This window comes from Odoribacter sp. N54.MGS-14, assembly GCF_000980295.1.
Classification (GTDB): Bacteria; Bacteroidota; Bacteroidia; order Bacteroidales; family Marinifilaceae; genus Odoribacter; species Odoribacter splanchnicus.
Window position 1 is genome coordinate 1 of sequence record NZ_LARL01000001.1, and the last position, 13,725, is coordinate 13,725.

The window sequence follows — 13,725 nt, forward strand, 5'->3', positions numbered from 1 at the left end:
CATCCCAATGAAGCAATGCAAGCCCTTAATGATTTTCGAAAATATCGTATTGCAAACAATGCTCCCGATGAAGTTCTCAAATTAACAGCCAATAACAAAGATGAAGCCATTAAGTTAGTAATGGAAGAACGTATGCGTGAATTTCCATTTACTTTGCGCTGGAATGATATTCGTCGTTGCAATTTTAACACTGATCCGAATGATGATGTGACTATCACCCGTAATTTTTATAATATAGATCAATACAGTGTAGATACTGGAAACATTAAAACATACACATTAACCCCACAATCACGGAGATATGCAGTCGCTATACCCAATGCGGATATTATAGCCGGTAACGGAGATATTGAACAAAACAAGTATTAAGTCTAAAAGAAAAGGGACTGAATTCTAAGTCTCCTCCAAATTTTTTCTAAAGAAAATCGTGATAAAATGTGTTTTTTATTGCGATTTTCTTTTTCCCCATGTCTATTTTTTTTCAGCAATCTCATGATTTAGTGGGAGATTTTTGAAAAGAAAATAATCCTTTCCTTCGTCGATACGTCAGTTCATATATGCTTTTACCTGCGGAGCCCATACCGGGCTGCGTTACTTCCTTCCTGCTTCGTGTTACTTCGCAAGCTCCTGATGGGGGAAGCCGGACTTTTTCTGGCCTTGCCCCAAAAAACTACTTCATCATCACAAGTAAAAAAGATAAAGGCCCGAGGATCTTTTTCAATTTTTGAATACCGTGTGATTTCAGCAATTTTACGGTTGCAACTGTAATTCCCATCTTACGGGCGATTTCTTCTTGCGACAAGCCGTCGCAGGAATAGCCGATTACGGTGGCTGTACGTGGAGGAAGTTGTTTGATCGCCTCAGAAAGCAGCCGGTATCTTTCTTCTTCTATCACCCAAAGCCCTGCCTTTTGTTCAAACAGATAAGCATTGGTTTGGGCAAGATGGTTTTTCTGCATCCGAAGGTGGTTCAGGGATAGATTACGAACGGCGAGATACAGAAAATTACGTAGGGATGGGCCGGGGGATAGTTTCCGTCTTTTTTCCCAAAGGTTGATAAATACTTCCTGTACAATATCTTCGGCAGCCAACGTATCTCCCACGATCCTGAATGCAAAAGCATAGAGTGCACCTGCATAACGCCGCATAACGATTCCGAAAGCCTCGGCATCATGCCGGGTAATACGTTCGAAAAGAGTACTGTCGTCTATCGAAGCATGTTGGATCATGAAGTAAAATTAGCTAAAACCTGTCTCTGATATCTCTGAAATTTCACATTTTTAGGAATATCCTCGAAAACAAAGATAATTTTTAAAACTGATACTTCCAACGATAATCGGTCTCATCCTCTTTGTTCCGGAGAATTTATTTCGGTTTATGTAGCTTTCGGGGAAATCAAAGCCAAACCCATCGGATCAGAAACCTTCAAAGTAATGAGGGAGCTAAAAGCTCCGAGCTTTGTGATATAAAAAAAGTGGAAACAGAATTTAAACAGGATAGAAAAAAATGAAAACGACAAATATGAAAATAAAAGCAAAGACTATTTAGGAGTTGAAAAAAGAGGCTGAACTCGAATGAGACAGCCTCCACAACTTTAGTATCTTCTTTCTTTGCGTTCACCGTTGAAGTTGTTGTTACGGTGGAAACCGCCACGATTTCCTGCAGGACGTTCTGTTCTAGGACGAGCTACAGTTACGTTGATTACTTTTCCATCATATTCAGCCTGATTCAGTTCGTCGATAGCTTTTTGTCCTTGTGCATCGTCAGCCATTTCTACGAAACCAAAGCCACGTGATCTACCGGTTTCACGATCAGTAATTACCTTTGCAGAGGAAATTTCTCCATATTCCCCAAATAAATCTTTTAAGTCGCCATCATTTACGGCATAACTTAAATTTGAAATGTAAATGTTCATTAAGTATAAAACTTTAATAATTAAAAATAAATTCGAAATGAGGTTGATAGCTGAAGGAAAGTCTACTTAACGATACATTATACATGAAGGCAAGTCGCTTTAAATACAAACTGATTCAATTCTCAAATACCTCGCAAAGATAAGCTATTATTTTAAATACAACGAATTATTATCCGTGAAAAATCCATAACTTTACCCAATATGAATTTATTGGAAATTTTTTGTTAGTTAAAATCGAAATTTATGCTCATTATCCTTTCGCCGGCCAAAACTATGGATATGAAAACTTTGGGAGATACTTATCCGTTTACTTGGCCTTTATTTCAGCAAGATGCCGATCTGTTGGTTGGAAAAATGCAACAATATGGTGTTGAAGAATTGCAGAAATTACTGAAAGTCAGCAAATCTCTGGCAGAGGAAAATTACAACCGTTATCAAAAATTCGATCAGGCGGACACGCCAATGAAACAAGCCCTTTTTGCCTATAACGGGAGTGTGTTCAAAACCATGCAAACCGACACGATTCCAGTGGCCGATCTCGGCTACATTCAGGACCACCTGCGGATTGTTTCTGTGCTGTATGGTTTACTCCGCCCGTTGGATCTGATAAAAGCTTACCGGCTTGCATATACGTTAAAATTGAAAGGGCTGAACCTGAAAAATTTGTATGAATATTGGCTTCCCAAACTAACAGCTCCCCTGATCGGCGATGTGAAGCGTTCGGATGGAATATTGATCAATCTGGCCAGTTTGGATGTATGGGGAGCTTTCGATGAGAAAGAACTCCGGGCACAAGTGAGAGTGATAACTCCGGAATTTCAGGAATGGCGGAATGGAAAATATGAAACGATTCGTACTTATGCCAAACAAGCCAGGGGAGCGATGACCCGTTATATTTTGCTTCATCGTCTCGAAACTCCGGAAGAAATAATCCGGTTCGAGTGGGAGGGATTTCAGTTTAATAAAGAGATCTCGGATACAGAAAGATATATTTTTACCCGAGCCAGATAAGAAAAAGCCGATTTTAGATTTTAAACAAACGGCTATCGAAGCTTAGCAGTTATTTAAAACCTAAAATCGGAACTAAAATCAGGCATAAGTTTTTGCCTGCATTTCTCCACGTAACACCATCAGGCCATTCATAGCCAAAGCCCGCATTTCATCCTCTCCCGGATAAACCTTCACGGGGGCGATAAAGCCGACCATACGGGTAATATAATCGGTGATGGGTTTGCCATAAGCAATACCTCCGGTCAGTAAAATAGCATCAACTTTCCCTTTCAACACAGCTGCCATAGCTCCGATTTCTTTCCCGATCTGGTAACACATGGCATCCTGAATCATACCATATTCTGCATCTACCGGTGCTTTCTCTTCCACCAGCCGCATATCGTTCGTTCCCAAATAAGCAACGACTCCGCCGTTCCCTTTCAGCATTTTCTTGACTTCGGCCTTTGATTTTCCACTAAAACACAATTCGACCAAAGCACCTGTCGGAAGACCTCCCGAGCGTTCAGGGGAGAAGGGACCGTCTCCGTCCAGGGCATTATTGACATCGACGACACGTCCGCAACAATGTGCACCGACCGAGACTCCACCTCCCATATGGGCGACGATCAGGTTCATTTCTTCGTATTTTTTCCCGACTTCCCGTGCATAGGTTCGTGCAATGACTTTCTGATTCAAAGCATGGAAAATAGATACCCTGGAAAGGGCAGGGTGACCGGAAAGCCGGGCGATCGGATCCAGTTCATCCACAACAACCGGGTCTGCGATATAGGCTTTAGTTCCGTTATGCATTTCACGTACGATATCCCGGGCGATCAATCCTCCCAGATTCGAAGCATGCTCTCCCATTACCGGATACTCCAGATCATGAGCCAAGGCATCATTTACCTCATAGATTCCCGATTCGATCGGTTTAACTAAACCGCCTCTGCCAACGATTGCATGAAAGCCGTGAATGTCCCAACCTGCTTGCTGCAATTCGGATAAAATGATATTCTTCCGGAATTGGAATTGTGAAGCGACGGTTGCATAAGGACTCAGTTCCTCGGCTGTATGACGGAGTGTTTTGGAAAAGATCTCTTTTTCATCTTCAAAAATCGCAATTTTTGTAGAGGTCGATCCCGGATTGATGGTTAAAATTTGAAATGACATACTTTCACTGTTGAGTTTAGATTATTAATTATTTTACTACAAAAGTTGTAAAATGAAATCAAAACTCAAAGAAAAGCAGCAATTTTATATTAATTTTAGGATATTAGCGAATAACCAGAAGTTTTTCATGATCGAATCGTTGCATTTCAAACAAATCGCGTTCGGGCCATGAATGGACAGAAGCCATAGCTTGTCTTACCGCATTGTCGATGTAATGAGGGAAACGCGAGCCCTTCCAGCTGCTGGTGTTGGTCAGGAATACCCACGAATAACCGTCTTTTTGCTTTTTCATCAATGCACTGGTACCTGCTAATGTACCGCTACGAAACCATTCTCCCCGGCTAGTCGTCTCTATCCAACCGATGGGGTAGGCACTGGGAACTTCCTGGGTCATGTAGTCGATCGACGCATCACTCAGCAGATCGGGGATACCCGGATCTTTATCGATGACTGCCAGGAAACGTAAAAGTTCGGCTGGAGAAGCGACCCAACCACCTGCACCGTAGAGTTCTTCAATATTATTGCCACCGTTACTACGTGCAACCAATTTTCCGCTTCCATCACAAGCCTGAATCTGTTCTGCATTGGAAACTTCATAATATTTTACCTCATTAGGCAATTTATCATCATACAGATTTTTACCTAAATGCATGTCGAAACAACCGGCAGGACGCAAGATATGTCTTTTTACATAAAGTTCGTAATCTTCACCCGAGACCTTTTCTATTACTTTAGATAAGATGCCGTAACCGATATTGGAATAGCGGGCTCCGGAACCGGGAGTAAATCCCAATCTTCGGGAAAGCACGAATCGTATCATCGTATTCAGATCGGCAGGAGGAGGTACCTGCATTTTCCTGGCAATCTCAACCGGACAAAACATGGGGTCACCATAGGCAATGGAAAATCCTCCCTGATGACGTAATAAATTTTCGACGGTGATTTTAGTCGTACGGGGGTCTTTTATATCTGAAAAAATGGTATCGTTTAAAATTCCCTCGGGACCGAAAACCCGATCCTGTAAAGTCAGTTTACCTTCTTCCTGCAACTTCATGATAGCCACGGCAGTAATTAACTTGGAGATAGAAGCTATCCGGAAAACATGCATGACATCCATGGGGACGTTTTCTTCTTCATCGGCAAAGCCATATCCTTTACTATAAATCAAACGATCGTTCTTCATCAAAGCAAAAGAAGCTCCCTTAATTTCCCATTTTTGCATAAATTTTCGGATTATCCGATCGAATTTCAAGGTGATGTCCAATTCAGAGTCATTGTTATTAATAACTTGATTTGCAGGGAAAAGCATAAGCGAATCGGAGGAAAGGGTTGAAGATAACAAGGTCGTATCTTCAGCCGGGGAAAATATACTCTCTTCCAGACTCATTCTCCAGGGCTTTACAAAAATAATCAGTCCGGCGACCAGTATCAATATAATATATTTCATTACTTATTTTAATGTTGTAATGAGCGGATCTCATACACAAGATGCTCATCGAACGAGTTTTAATACCATTATTTTGCAATATTATAAAAAAGATGACTTTTATAAAACTTTTGGGGAATAAAAACTTCTTAATATTACCTAAAAGTGGCTTTAACACTCTTCAAGCAATCTGAAATAATATTTCATCAGTTCTTGTAATAATGGTAATCCGGGATCGAAACGAAGCTCATCGATTCGGTTGATTGGCAAAATTAGAGGAGAAGTCCCGGACAGAAAAGCAGCATCATACCGGGCTAATTCAGAGACAGGAATACGCTTTTCAATGATCGGAAACCGATGTTTATGGCAAATATCGAATACTCTTTTCCGGCTTGTGCCGGGAAGAACATACTCTAAAGGGGCAGTAAAGATGACATTGTCCCCGATAAAGAACACATTGGAACGGGAACCTTCTGTGATATATCCTTCTTTATCGACCAATAAGACCTCGTACACCTGTTTTTGTTTTATCAGTCGGTTCGTACGTGTCCGTAAATCCGTATTGATGTATTTTACACCGGGATTTTCACGCATGGCAGAATAAGTCAGGGTCGGAACTCCTTGTTTATAATCTTCGGAAGTGGGATAAGCATGCGGAATTTGGAAAATATATTCATCCGGTTTGCCCGATGTAAAATGCAGTACGTATTTCAGATTACCTTCGGTCATGTTTTCCAGCCGGATAAAATGCTGCAATTTATCCGGTAGGTTTAAATCTTCCACATGAATATCGATGTTTGATTTTTTTAGTGAATTATCCAATCTTAAGAGATTATCTTTTAAGAAGATGGGATTCCCTTTAAAAATCCGGATCACTTCGTATATGCTCAGGCCCTTTTCAAATATTTTTTCTGAAAATCCGGCCTCTGATGTAACAAGGTTATTCTGTAAAATCATGGCTTTACAATATTCAAATCGTTTATTCTTATAAGTTTTTACAAAGATACAAAATACCTATTTCCGTTTCTCAATAATTTGGCGTAATTTTGGGCACATTTATGGAGAATAGCTTACAAATACAACAGATCGAGCTGTTCCTGGAAGAGGTGATTATCCGGGAGCTGGGTAAAATGCAGGAAATAGAAATTTCTTATATGCCATTTGTATTGATGGGACAGGCGATCGAGGTATTGGGCGGCTTTCTGGACAATAAACCGATGAAAGCGAAAGGACAGTCTTCCCGTCGGTTTTCAAATAGTGTAAACCGGTTGTTCGGAGGAAGATATCGTTTGTTGAACGATAAGCTTTATTTATATGATAAATTGCGCAACCAAATGACACATACATTTATTCCAGGAGGGGATTTGTTGCTTTTAAACCATGCAGATCCTGCCGGTCGTTATCAGCATTTACAGTATTCCGGAGGAAAATTAGTTTTAATAGCCGACGTGTTTTATCAGGATATTTGTCAGGCTTGCCGGCGTTTGGTGAATCATTTGAAGGAAGGCCGGATAAAACCGAAAAATATAGCATTTGAGAATGAAGGATAAACGGATCATATTGATCGGAGCAGGGAATGTCGCTCATCATTTAGCTCCTGCCTTATTGAAAGCAGGGTTGAATTTGTGTCAGATTTATAGCCGGAGTATCGAATCGGCCCGGGAATTAGGCAGGAAAACCGGTATTACTTATACTGCTGATCTTTTCGGTATCTATCCGGATGGAGATATTTATATTTTTTGTGTAAGTGACGATGCATTACTCTCACTGTTCAAGAGTATCCGGATCAATAAAGAGGCTATAATCCTGCATACGTCCGGCAGTTTGCCCATGGATATTTTTAAGCCCTATGTCACTTATTACGGAGTTTTGTATCCTTTACAGACTTTTACCAAAAAGAGGGATCTGGATTTTAAAGAGATCCCCTTGTGTATCGAGGCTTCGAATCCGGAGGTTCTGGAAGTGCTCCGGGGATTGACAAGACTCTTGTCGGTGAGAGTAGAGGAAATTTCTTCAGAGAAAAGGAAAACTTTGCACTTGGCTGCAGTCTTTGCCAATAATTTCGTCAATCATTTATACGGTATTGCCGGACAGATTTTGGAACAGGAAGGATTGGATTTCAGTTTATTACGCCCTTTGATTTTTGAAACGGCTCACAAAGTCATGCTGATGACTCCCGAAAATGCCCAGACAGGTCCTGCCCGCCGGGGAGATGAGTCGATCCTGGGTATGCATAAGGCGATGCTGAAAGATAACCGGAAATTATTAAATTTGTATACCCAACTTTCTGATTCTATCCGTGCTTCCGTATTGAAGTCTGCCGAACAGAAAGCGGAGAGCGATAATAAACCTTTAATGTTAACTTTGTGGTAATCAAAATAGAAAATGAAATTTTTTAAAGACGAACTTAAAAAAATACGGGCTTTTGTATTCGATGTCGACGGAGTATTGTCACATCAATCCCAAAATCTCACACCGGACGGAGAATTGATAAGAACTTCCTGCACGAAAGACGGATATGCCATTATGTACGCTATCCGGAAAGGGTATATCATTGCCGTTATTTCGGGAGGTGGGGCACCGGGCGTACGCGAACGTTTGGAGAAATTAGGAGTCAGACCGGAGGATATTTATCTCAAAGTCGCTAATAAAACAGAGGCTTTAGCAGAAATCGAACAACGTTATTCGCTGGACAAAGAAGCCATTATGTATATGGGCGACGACATTCCGGATTATAAAGTGATGACCCAAGTCGGATTACCGGTTTGCCCGCTGGATGCTTGCGAGGAAATCAAATCGGTTGCCAGGTATATTTCTGATATCACTGGAGGAGACGGATGTGTAAGAGATGTTATTTCCCAGGTGCTGAAAGCGAAGGGAGATTGGATGGATACCAACTGTTATGTAAAAAGCATGTAAATTGAAGAAAAAGTTTATTTATATAATAATAAGTAAGTATGTATGAGATACTTCGGTTAATACGGATTCGTACCATTGCTTTTGCAGCTCTGACGATGTATGCCATGCGTTATCTGGTCATTCGGCCGATGCTGGATATCAATGGATTGGCTTTACAAATGACCGGGTGGGCGTTTTTTCTGCTCGTTGTTGCCGTATGCTGTCTGATATCGGGGGCTTATGTGATCAACGATTATTTCGATACCAAAAGCGATCGGATTTCAGGAATTAAAAAGGTCGTTGTAGGAAAAAGCATTAGCCGGAGAGTGGCCATATCGTTACATACTGTACTTAACCTGTTTGCCGTTTCTATCGCCTTTTATCTGGGATTTGCCGTGGGAGTCTGGAAAATCGGAATCCTGTTCCTGTTGGTATCCGGAATCCTTTGGTTCTATTCTTCTACTTACAAGAAATATTTTTTGACGGGAAATTTGTTGGTGGGTATACTGGCTTCTTTGATTCCAATCAGTGCTATCGTTTACGAAATTCCGTTATTGAATATGGCTTATGCAGAACTCCTCATCGAAACCGGAACGAATTTTTTATACATGTTCGATTGGGTATTTGGATTCGCCTGGTTTATCTTTTTGAATACTTTGATGTATGAGATCAATAAGGATATATACACGGTAGAAGGAGACCGGGAAAACGGGAATCATACCATTCCTGTAAAGTTGGGAATCAGGGCGGCAGAAGGAATTATTACCGCTTTAGCAGGTGTAGCTATGATTTCGGCTGTGCTGGCCTATTTCGTCGAATTCTCAGCTTCTTTAGCCATACTGATTTACATCATCTTCGCTTTGTTGCTTCCTTATGGGATATATATCATCTCCATCTTGAGCGGTAAGCGGAAAAGACGCTTCCAATTGTGGCTGATTCGTCTGATTATGGTATTGTGTTTGGGTGTCAGTGTATTTTTAAGACATTTCTTTTTCCTTATTTTTGCAGATTGAACGATCGGATAATAAAAATAAGATCTATGGAATATAAATTAATATTGGCTTCGGCTTCTCCAAGACGGCATCAGTTGATGTGTGATGCCGGATTTAAGTTTGAAGTAAGACTAAAACATACGGAAGAAATCTGGCCTGAGGGATTGGCCGTAGAGGAGGTTCCGGAATATCTGGCTGGTTTGAAAGCCAAAGCGTTCGACGGGGAACTGAAAGAAGGTGAGTTATTGATTACAGCCGATACCGTGGTCTGCTTGGATGCGAAGATACTCGGCAAGCCTGAAAACCGGGAACATGCAATCGAAATGCTACATCGATTATCGGGAAGAAAACATCAGGTTGTCACCGGAGTGTGTCTGACCACGCTTCAGGAACACCGTTCCTTTTCTGCCTATACGGACGTCTATTTCAAAACTTTGTTGGATCAGGAAATTATCTGTTATGTAGATACCTATAAACCTTTCGATAAGGCAGGTGCTTATGGAATACAGGAATGGATCGGTTACATCGGGATTGAAAGAATAGAAGGTTCTTTTTATAATGTCATGGGACTACCGGTTCAACAACTGTACGAAGCTTTGAGACGTTTTCCGAAGAAATCATAACATAAATTATAAACAATAAAACCAAATCTATGAAGAAAAAAGCTCTGTTTTTAGTTCTGGCTTTATGGATGAGCTGGATAGGTTGTTATGCCGACGAAGGCATGTGGATTCCCATGTTGTTGAAGAAATACAATATCGAAGACATGCAAAAAGAGGGGTTCAAACTGACCGCAGAAGATATTTACGATATTAATAAAGCCTCTTTAAAAGATGCCGTTATCGGTCTGGGCCGGGAAGGGCAGCCTTTTTTTCATTTTTGTACCGGTGAAATCATCAGCAACGAAGGACTGGTAGTAACCAATCACCATTGTTCCTTCGACATGATTCAGAACCACAGTAGTTTGGAACACAACTACCTGAGAGATGGTTTTTGGGCTAAGACCAAAGCAGAGGAATTGGCTAATCCGGGAGTGACTGCTTCTATTTTAGTCCGCATGGAGGATGTGACTGAAAAAGTGAAGGCACAATTATCTCCGGAAATGACCGAACAAGAAAAGAATGCAAAGATTACCTCCATTTGTAAACAATTGGAAGCAGAAGCAGTCAAAGGGACTAACCTAATGGCGAATATTAAGCCATATTTTAATGGGAATCAATATTTTATGTCGGTATTTAAAATTTACAAAGACGTTCGTTTAGTAGGCGCACCACCATCGGCTATCGGTAAATTCGGAGGAGATACCGACAACTGGATGTGGCCGAGACATACCGGAGATTTTTCGGTATTGCGTATCTATGCCGATGCGAATAATGAACCTGCGGCTTATTCGGCCGACAACAAACCCTACCGTCCGGCGACTTTCTTCAAAATTTCCAATAAAGGGATACAGGAAGGAGATTTTACGATGGTTTTCGGATATCCCGGGACTACTAATGAATACCTGACTTCTTATGCGATAGAACAGCTTCAGAACATAGAAAATCCGCATAAGATAGCTATCCGTACGGCAAAATTGAATATCATCAACGACGCCATGGAATCGGATGAATTGCTGCGGATCAAATATGCTTCCAAAGCTGCCAGTGTTGCGAATGCCTGGAAAAAGTGGCAGGGAGAAACCAAAGGGCTGAAAAGATTCAATACGATTGCCTTGAAACAACAGCAGGAAAAAGAATTTCTACAATGGGCTGCAGATAAAAAAGAATACAATAGCTTACTGAATCAGTACAAGGAACTCTATCAGAAGAGAAAAGACCTGATACTGGCCGCTTCTTATCTTAATGAAGCCGGTAAACGAGGTGCCGAGATCGTTGGCTGGGCAGCCGATATTTATAAAAAACTGAACGTTTCTGCCGAAAAGCTAGAGGAAGCCAAAGAGCAACTGAAAGCAGGAGCTGAGGAGTTTTATAAGGATTATGATGCAGCTACCGATCAGAAAATCCTGGTGGAGATGTTGCGGCTTTATAATCAGAACCTGACTCCGGACTGGATTCCGGAAGAAGTGCAACTGGCTAACCGGAAAAAAGGCATCGAAGCTTATGTACAGACGCTTTTCTCTAAATCTATACTTGCAGATCAGGAAAATACGATGAAACTCATCGCGCAAGCTACTCCGGATACCTATAAAAAGTTAGAGAAAGATCCGGCTTACCGTCTATCGCTTTCGATGAATACTTTTTATGCGCAAAATATATTTCCCGAATTAGCTAAAATAGAAAAAGAAATTACCCGCTTAAATCAAATTTGGCTTGCCGGTTTGATGGAAATGCAGCCGGATAAAACCTTTTATGCAGACGCCAACTCTACGCTGAGGGTCGCTTACGGAAAAGTACAGGGCTATTCGCCATGTGATGCGGTTTATTACAAACATTATACGACTTTAAATGGGATTATGGAAAAAGATAATCCTGAAATCTATGATTATAATGTTCCGCAACGGCTGAGAGAGATTTATCAGAATCAAGATTTCGGAAATTATACCCAAAACGGAGAAATTCCGGTTTGTTTTATAGCCACCAATCATACTACCGGTGGAAATTCCGGTAGTCCGGTTTTAAATGCCGAAGGCCATTTGATCGGTCTGAACTTCGACCGGGCTTGGGATGGCGTGATGTCGGATATGCAATATGACGCTGAAATATGCCGGAACATTTCGGTGGATATCCGCTATGTCCTTTTTATCATCGATAAATTAGCCGGAGCCAGTCATCTGATCGACGAGATGGTCATTGTTACCGATTAAAAAAAACGCTCATCTGTCTAAGCTTTGGGGCAGATGAGCGTTTTTTTAGTTCTGTTTTTTATTTTACTCTTTTCTCTACAACTTCCCAGTTGACTATTTGCCAGAAATTTTCAATGTATTTTGCTCTTGCATTTTGTGTGTCGAGGTAGTAAGCATGCTCCCAGACATCCATGGTCAACAAGGGATATTTACCGTTTTTCAATGGATTTTCGGCATTCGGAGCCGGCCAAATCTCTAATTTATCATCTTCCTGTACCAACCATACCCAGCCTGATCCGAAGAGAGCCGTTCCGGCTTGGGTGAATTTTTCCTTGAAATCCTCGAAACTGCCGAAATTCTTTTCCAGCAGATTGCTTAATTTGCCTCGGGGAGCCTGTGCTCCGGAATGGTGCAGGGCTTCGAAATAAAAATAATGATTAAAAACCTGAGCTGCATTATTGAATAAACCGCCGGACGCTTTCTTGATGATCTCATGGATCGGCTGATCGTCGAATTGAGTTCCGGCCTTCAATTTGTTGGTATTGTCGATATAAGCAGCCAAATGTTTACCATAATGGAATTTGACCGTCTTTTCGCTGATGTAAGGTTCCAGACTATTTTCTGCGTAGGGCAGAGGTTGAAGGGTAAACTTATTGTCTTTATCTCTGGTGTTAACTTCTTTGCATGAAAGCAAACCGCAATGACAAGATTCTGTATTCATAATAAATAAGATTTGATAGTTGATATTAGTATTAATACGTAACGATAAAATTCAATGTTTCTAAAGTAATAAAAAAAAACGGTTGAATGAGTATTTCAACCGTTTTTTTTGTATTTGTAATCCTCTGTTATGCATAATCCAACTCATCCAACATAAGTACAAAGCCGATTTCTATTTTACGGATTTGTGTCAAAATTTCTCCCAGCTGATTTTTTACCTCTTTCATAATCATAGCTTCCATGCCTTCCGGCATCTGGCTGAAATCTATTTCCATCATATCGACGATCATAGCGGCAATCTGATTTTCCATCATGGAATAAATCACCTGAAGGTAAACTTTATCGAAATACATCGTCATCTGTTTTCCCCGGATATCGTACTTGAAACTGATAGCAGGAATATTGGCCGCTTTATCTCCCATCAGATGCGCCATGACCTCTTTGTCTAAAGTAATCTGCAAATAATTACCCGATAACTCGTAGGTTCCGGGGAGATTGTACACGTCACCCTCTTTCATCCGGGCTGAAATGATCAGCTGCTTATTTTCTTTAAACTGGATTCCCTTGAAATAGGCTCCCATTTTTTCGGTTGCCATGGCATTGAACATAGCTTTAAACTCTGTCACAGCGATTTTCTTTTCATAATACGGTTTCATGCCGATACGAATGGTATCGCTGGCATATTCGAATGCAAAATGGGGTTTTTCGTATGCCCCGTATCTATTGGCCAGATCGGGTGTATCCTTATCGTCGTCGTTACAGGATATCGTGCAAAACGCAACAAAGCTTATCAGGAATAAAGAGATTAATGTTTTCATATTCAAAGTTTT

The 13,725-nt window shown here is 41.0% G+C and carries 14 protein-coding genes and 1 pseudogene; 8 read left to right on the forward strand and 7 right to left on the reverse strand.

The features are described 5' to 3' along the window. Positions 1-369: pseudogene (locus tag WS42_RS00005) on the forward strand (RagB/SusD family nutrient uptake outer membrane protein); the annotation flags it as partial. A 301-nt stretch (positions 370-670) separates the two neighbouring features. On the opposite strand, the gene WS42_RS00010 reads toward WS42_RS00005, so the two are convergent. Together WS42_RS00010 and rbp are read right to left on the reverse strand one after the other, a co-directional pair. Further along, complete coding sequence (locus WS42_RS00010) at positions 671-1,228, reverse strand: RNA polymerase sigma factor (protein WP_013611008.1); 558 nt, start codon at positions 1,226-1,228, stop codon at positions 671-673. 365 nt (positions 1,229-1,593) lie between these two features. Further along, a complete protein-coding gene (rbp, locus tag WS42_RS00015) occupies positions 1,594-1,914 on the reverse strand; it encodes an RNA-binding regulator (RefSeq protein ID WP_013611009.1) in 321 nt (106 codons plus the stop codon). A gap of 243 nt (positions 1,915-2,157) precedes the next feature. Between rbp and WS42_RS00020 the strand changes: the two genes are divergently transcribed. Then, on the forward strand, positions 2,158-2,925 hold the full coding sequence (locus WS42_RS00020) for a YaaA family protein (RefSeq protein ID WP_022160883.1): 768 nt from the start codon (positions 2,158-2,160) through the stop codon (positions 2,923-2,925). A gap of 78 nt (positions 2,926-3,003) precedes the next feature. Here WS42_RS00020 and buk read toward each other — a convergent pair whose 3' ends face one another. The 3 genes from buk to WS42_RS00035 form a co-directional block, all read right to left on the reverse strand. Next, complete coding sequence (gene buk, locus WS42_RS00025) at positions 3,004-4,074, reverse strand: butyrate kinase (RefSeq protein WP_013611011.1); 1,071 nt, start codon at positions 4,072-4,074, stop codon at positions 3,004-3,006. 103 nt (positions 4,075-4,177) lie between these two features. Continuing rightward, on the reverse strand, positions 4,178-5,521 hold the full coding sequence (locus WS42_RS00030) for a serine hydrolase domain-containing protein (protein WP_022160885.1): 1,344 nt from the start codon (positions 5,519-5,521) through the stop codon (positions 4,178-4,180). Between the two features lie 150 nt (positions 5,522-5,671). Next, positions 5,672-6,457 (reverse strand): aminotransferase class IV, encoded by a 786-nt coding sequence (locus WS42_RS00035; protein ID WP_013611013.1) that lies wholly within the window; start codon positions 6,455-6,457, stop codon positions 5,672-5,674. A gap of 101 nt (positions 6,458-6,558) precedes the next feature. On the opposite strand from WS42_RS00035, the gene WS42_RS00040 reads away from it, so the two are divergent. Genes WS42_RS00040 through WS42_RS00065 form a run of 6 tightly spaced genes read left to right on the forward strand, consistent with a single transcriptional unit; the run spans position 6,559 to position 12,196 of the window. Further along, positions 6,559-7,050, forward strand: a complete 492-nt coding sequence (locus WS42_RS00040; RefSeq protein ID WP_013611014.1) for a hypothetical protein — start codon at positions 6,559-6,561, stop codon at positions 7,048-7,050. After that, on the forward strand, positions 7,040-7,873 hold the full coding sequence (locus tag WS42_RS00045) for a Rossmann-like and DUF2520 domain-containing protein (protein WP_013611015.1): 834 nt from the start codon (positions 7,040-7,042) through the stop codon (positions 7,871-7,873). Before WS42_RS00040 ends, WS42_RS00045 begins: the two co-directional genes overlap by 11 nt. Before the next feature lie 12 nt (positions 7,874-7,885). Then, complete coding sequence (locus tag WS42_RS00050) at positions 7,886-8,419, forward strand: KdsC family phosphatase (RefSeq protein ID WP_013611016.1); 534 nt, start codon at positions 7,886-7,888, stop codon at positions 8,417-8,419. A 38-nt stretch (positions 8,420-8,457) separates the two neighbouring features. Then, positions 8,458-9,411, forward strand: a complete 954-nt coding sequence (locus tag WS42_RS00055) for a geranylgeranylglycerol-phosphate geranylgeranyltransferase (RefSeq protein ID WP_022160886.1) — start codon at positions 8,458-8,460, stop codon at positions 9,409-9,411. 26 nt (positions 9,412-9,437) lie between these two features. Continuing rightward, positions 9,438-10,013, forward strand: coding sequence for a Maf family nucleotide pyrophosphatase (locus tag WS42_RS00060; protein ID WP_046450609.1), 576 nt, complete (start codon positions 9,438-9,440; stop codon positions 10,011-10,013). Between the two features lie 29 nt (positions 10,014-10,042). After that, positions 10,043-12,196 (forward strand): S46 family peptidase, encoded by a 2,154-nt coding sequence (locus WS42_RS00065; RefSeq protein WP_022160888.1) that lies wholly within the window; start codon positions 10,043-10,045, stop codon positions 12,194-12,196. A 58-nt stretch (positions 12,197-12,254) separates the two neighbouring features. On the opposite strand, the gene WS42_RS00070 is transcribed toward WS42_RS00065, so the two are convergent. Together WS42_RS00070 and WS42_RS00075 are read right to left on the reverse strand one after the other, a co-directional pair. After that, positions 12,255-12,896, reverse strand: a complete 642-nt coding sequence (locus WS42_RS00070; RefSeq protein ID WP_022160889.1) for a superoxide dismutase — start codon at positions 12,894-12,896, stop codon at positions 12,255-12,257. A gap of 127 nt (positions 12,897-13,023) precedes the next feature. Then, positions 13,024-13,713 (reverse strand): hypothetical protein, encoded by a 690-nt coding sequence (locus WS42_RS00075; protein ID WP_022160890.1) that lies wholly within the window; start codon positions 13,711-13,713, stop codon positions 13,024-13,026. Between the last annotated feature and the right edge of the window lie 12 nt (positions 13,714-13,725).

Excerpts from the sequence above, each read along its gene's own strand:
- WS42_RS00035 (WP_013611013.1), bottom strand. The coding sequence starts at position 6,457 with ATGATTTTACAGAATAACCTTGTTACATCAGAGGCCGGATTTTCAGAA.
- WS42_RS00030 (WP_022160885.1), bottom strand. The coding sequence starts at position 5,521 with ATGAAATATATTATATTGATACTGGTCGCCGGACTGATTATTTTTGTA.
- buk (WP_013611011.1), bottom strand. The coding sequence starts at position 4,074 with ATGTCATTTCAAATTTTAACCATCAATCCGGGATCGACCTCTACAAAA.
- WS42_RS00020 (WP_022160883.1), top strand. The coding sequence starts at position 2,158 with ATGCTCATTATCCTTTCGCCGGCCAAAACTATGGATATGAAAACTTTG.
- WS42_RS00065 (WP_022160888.1), top strand. The coding sequence starts at position 10,043 with ATGAAGAAAAAAGCTCTGTTTTTAGTTCTGGCTTTATGGATGAGCTGG.
- WS42_RS00045 (WP_013611015.1), top strand. The coding sequence starts at position 7,040 with ATGAAGGATAAACGGATCATATTGATCGGAGCAGGGAATGTCGCTCAT.
- WS42_RS00055 (WP_022160886.1), top strand. The coding sequence starts at position 8,458 with ATGTATGAGATACTTCGGTTAATACGGATTCGTACCATTGCTTTTGCA.
- WS42_RS00060 (WP_046450609.1), top strand. The coding sequence starts at position 9,438 with ATGGAATATAAATTAATATTGGCTTCGGCTTCTCCAAGACGGCATCAG.
- WS42_RS00070 (WP_022160889.1), bottom strand. The coding sequence starts at position 12,896 with ATGAATACAGAATCTTGTCATTGCGGTTTGCTTTCATGCAAAGAAGTT.
- rbp (WP_013611009.1), bottom strand. The coding sequence starts at position 1,914 with ATGAACATTTACATTTCAAATTTAAGTTATGCCGTAAATGATGGCGAC.
- WS42_RS00050 (WP_013611016.1), top strand. The coding sequence starts at position 7,886 with ATGAAATTTTTTAAAGACGAACTTAAAAAAATACGGGCTTTTGTATTC.
- WS42_RS00010 (WP_013611008.1), bottom strand. The coding sequence starts at position 1,228 with ATGATCCAACATGCTTCGATAGACGACAGTACTCTTTTCGAACGTATT.
- WS42_RS00040 (WP_013611014.1), top strand. The coding sequence starts at position 6,559 with ATGGAGAATAGCTTACAAATACAACAGATCGAGCTGTTCCTGGAAGAG.
- WS42_RS00075 (WP_022160890.1), bottom strand. The coding sequence starts at position 13,713 with ATGAAAACATTAATCTCTTTATTCCTGATAAGCTTTGTTGCGTTTTGC.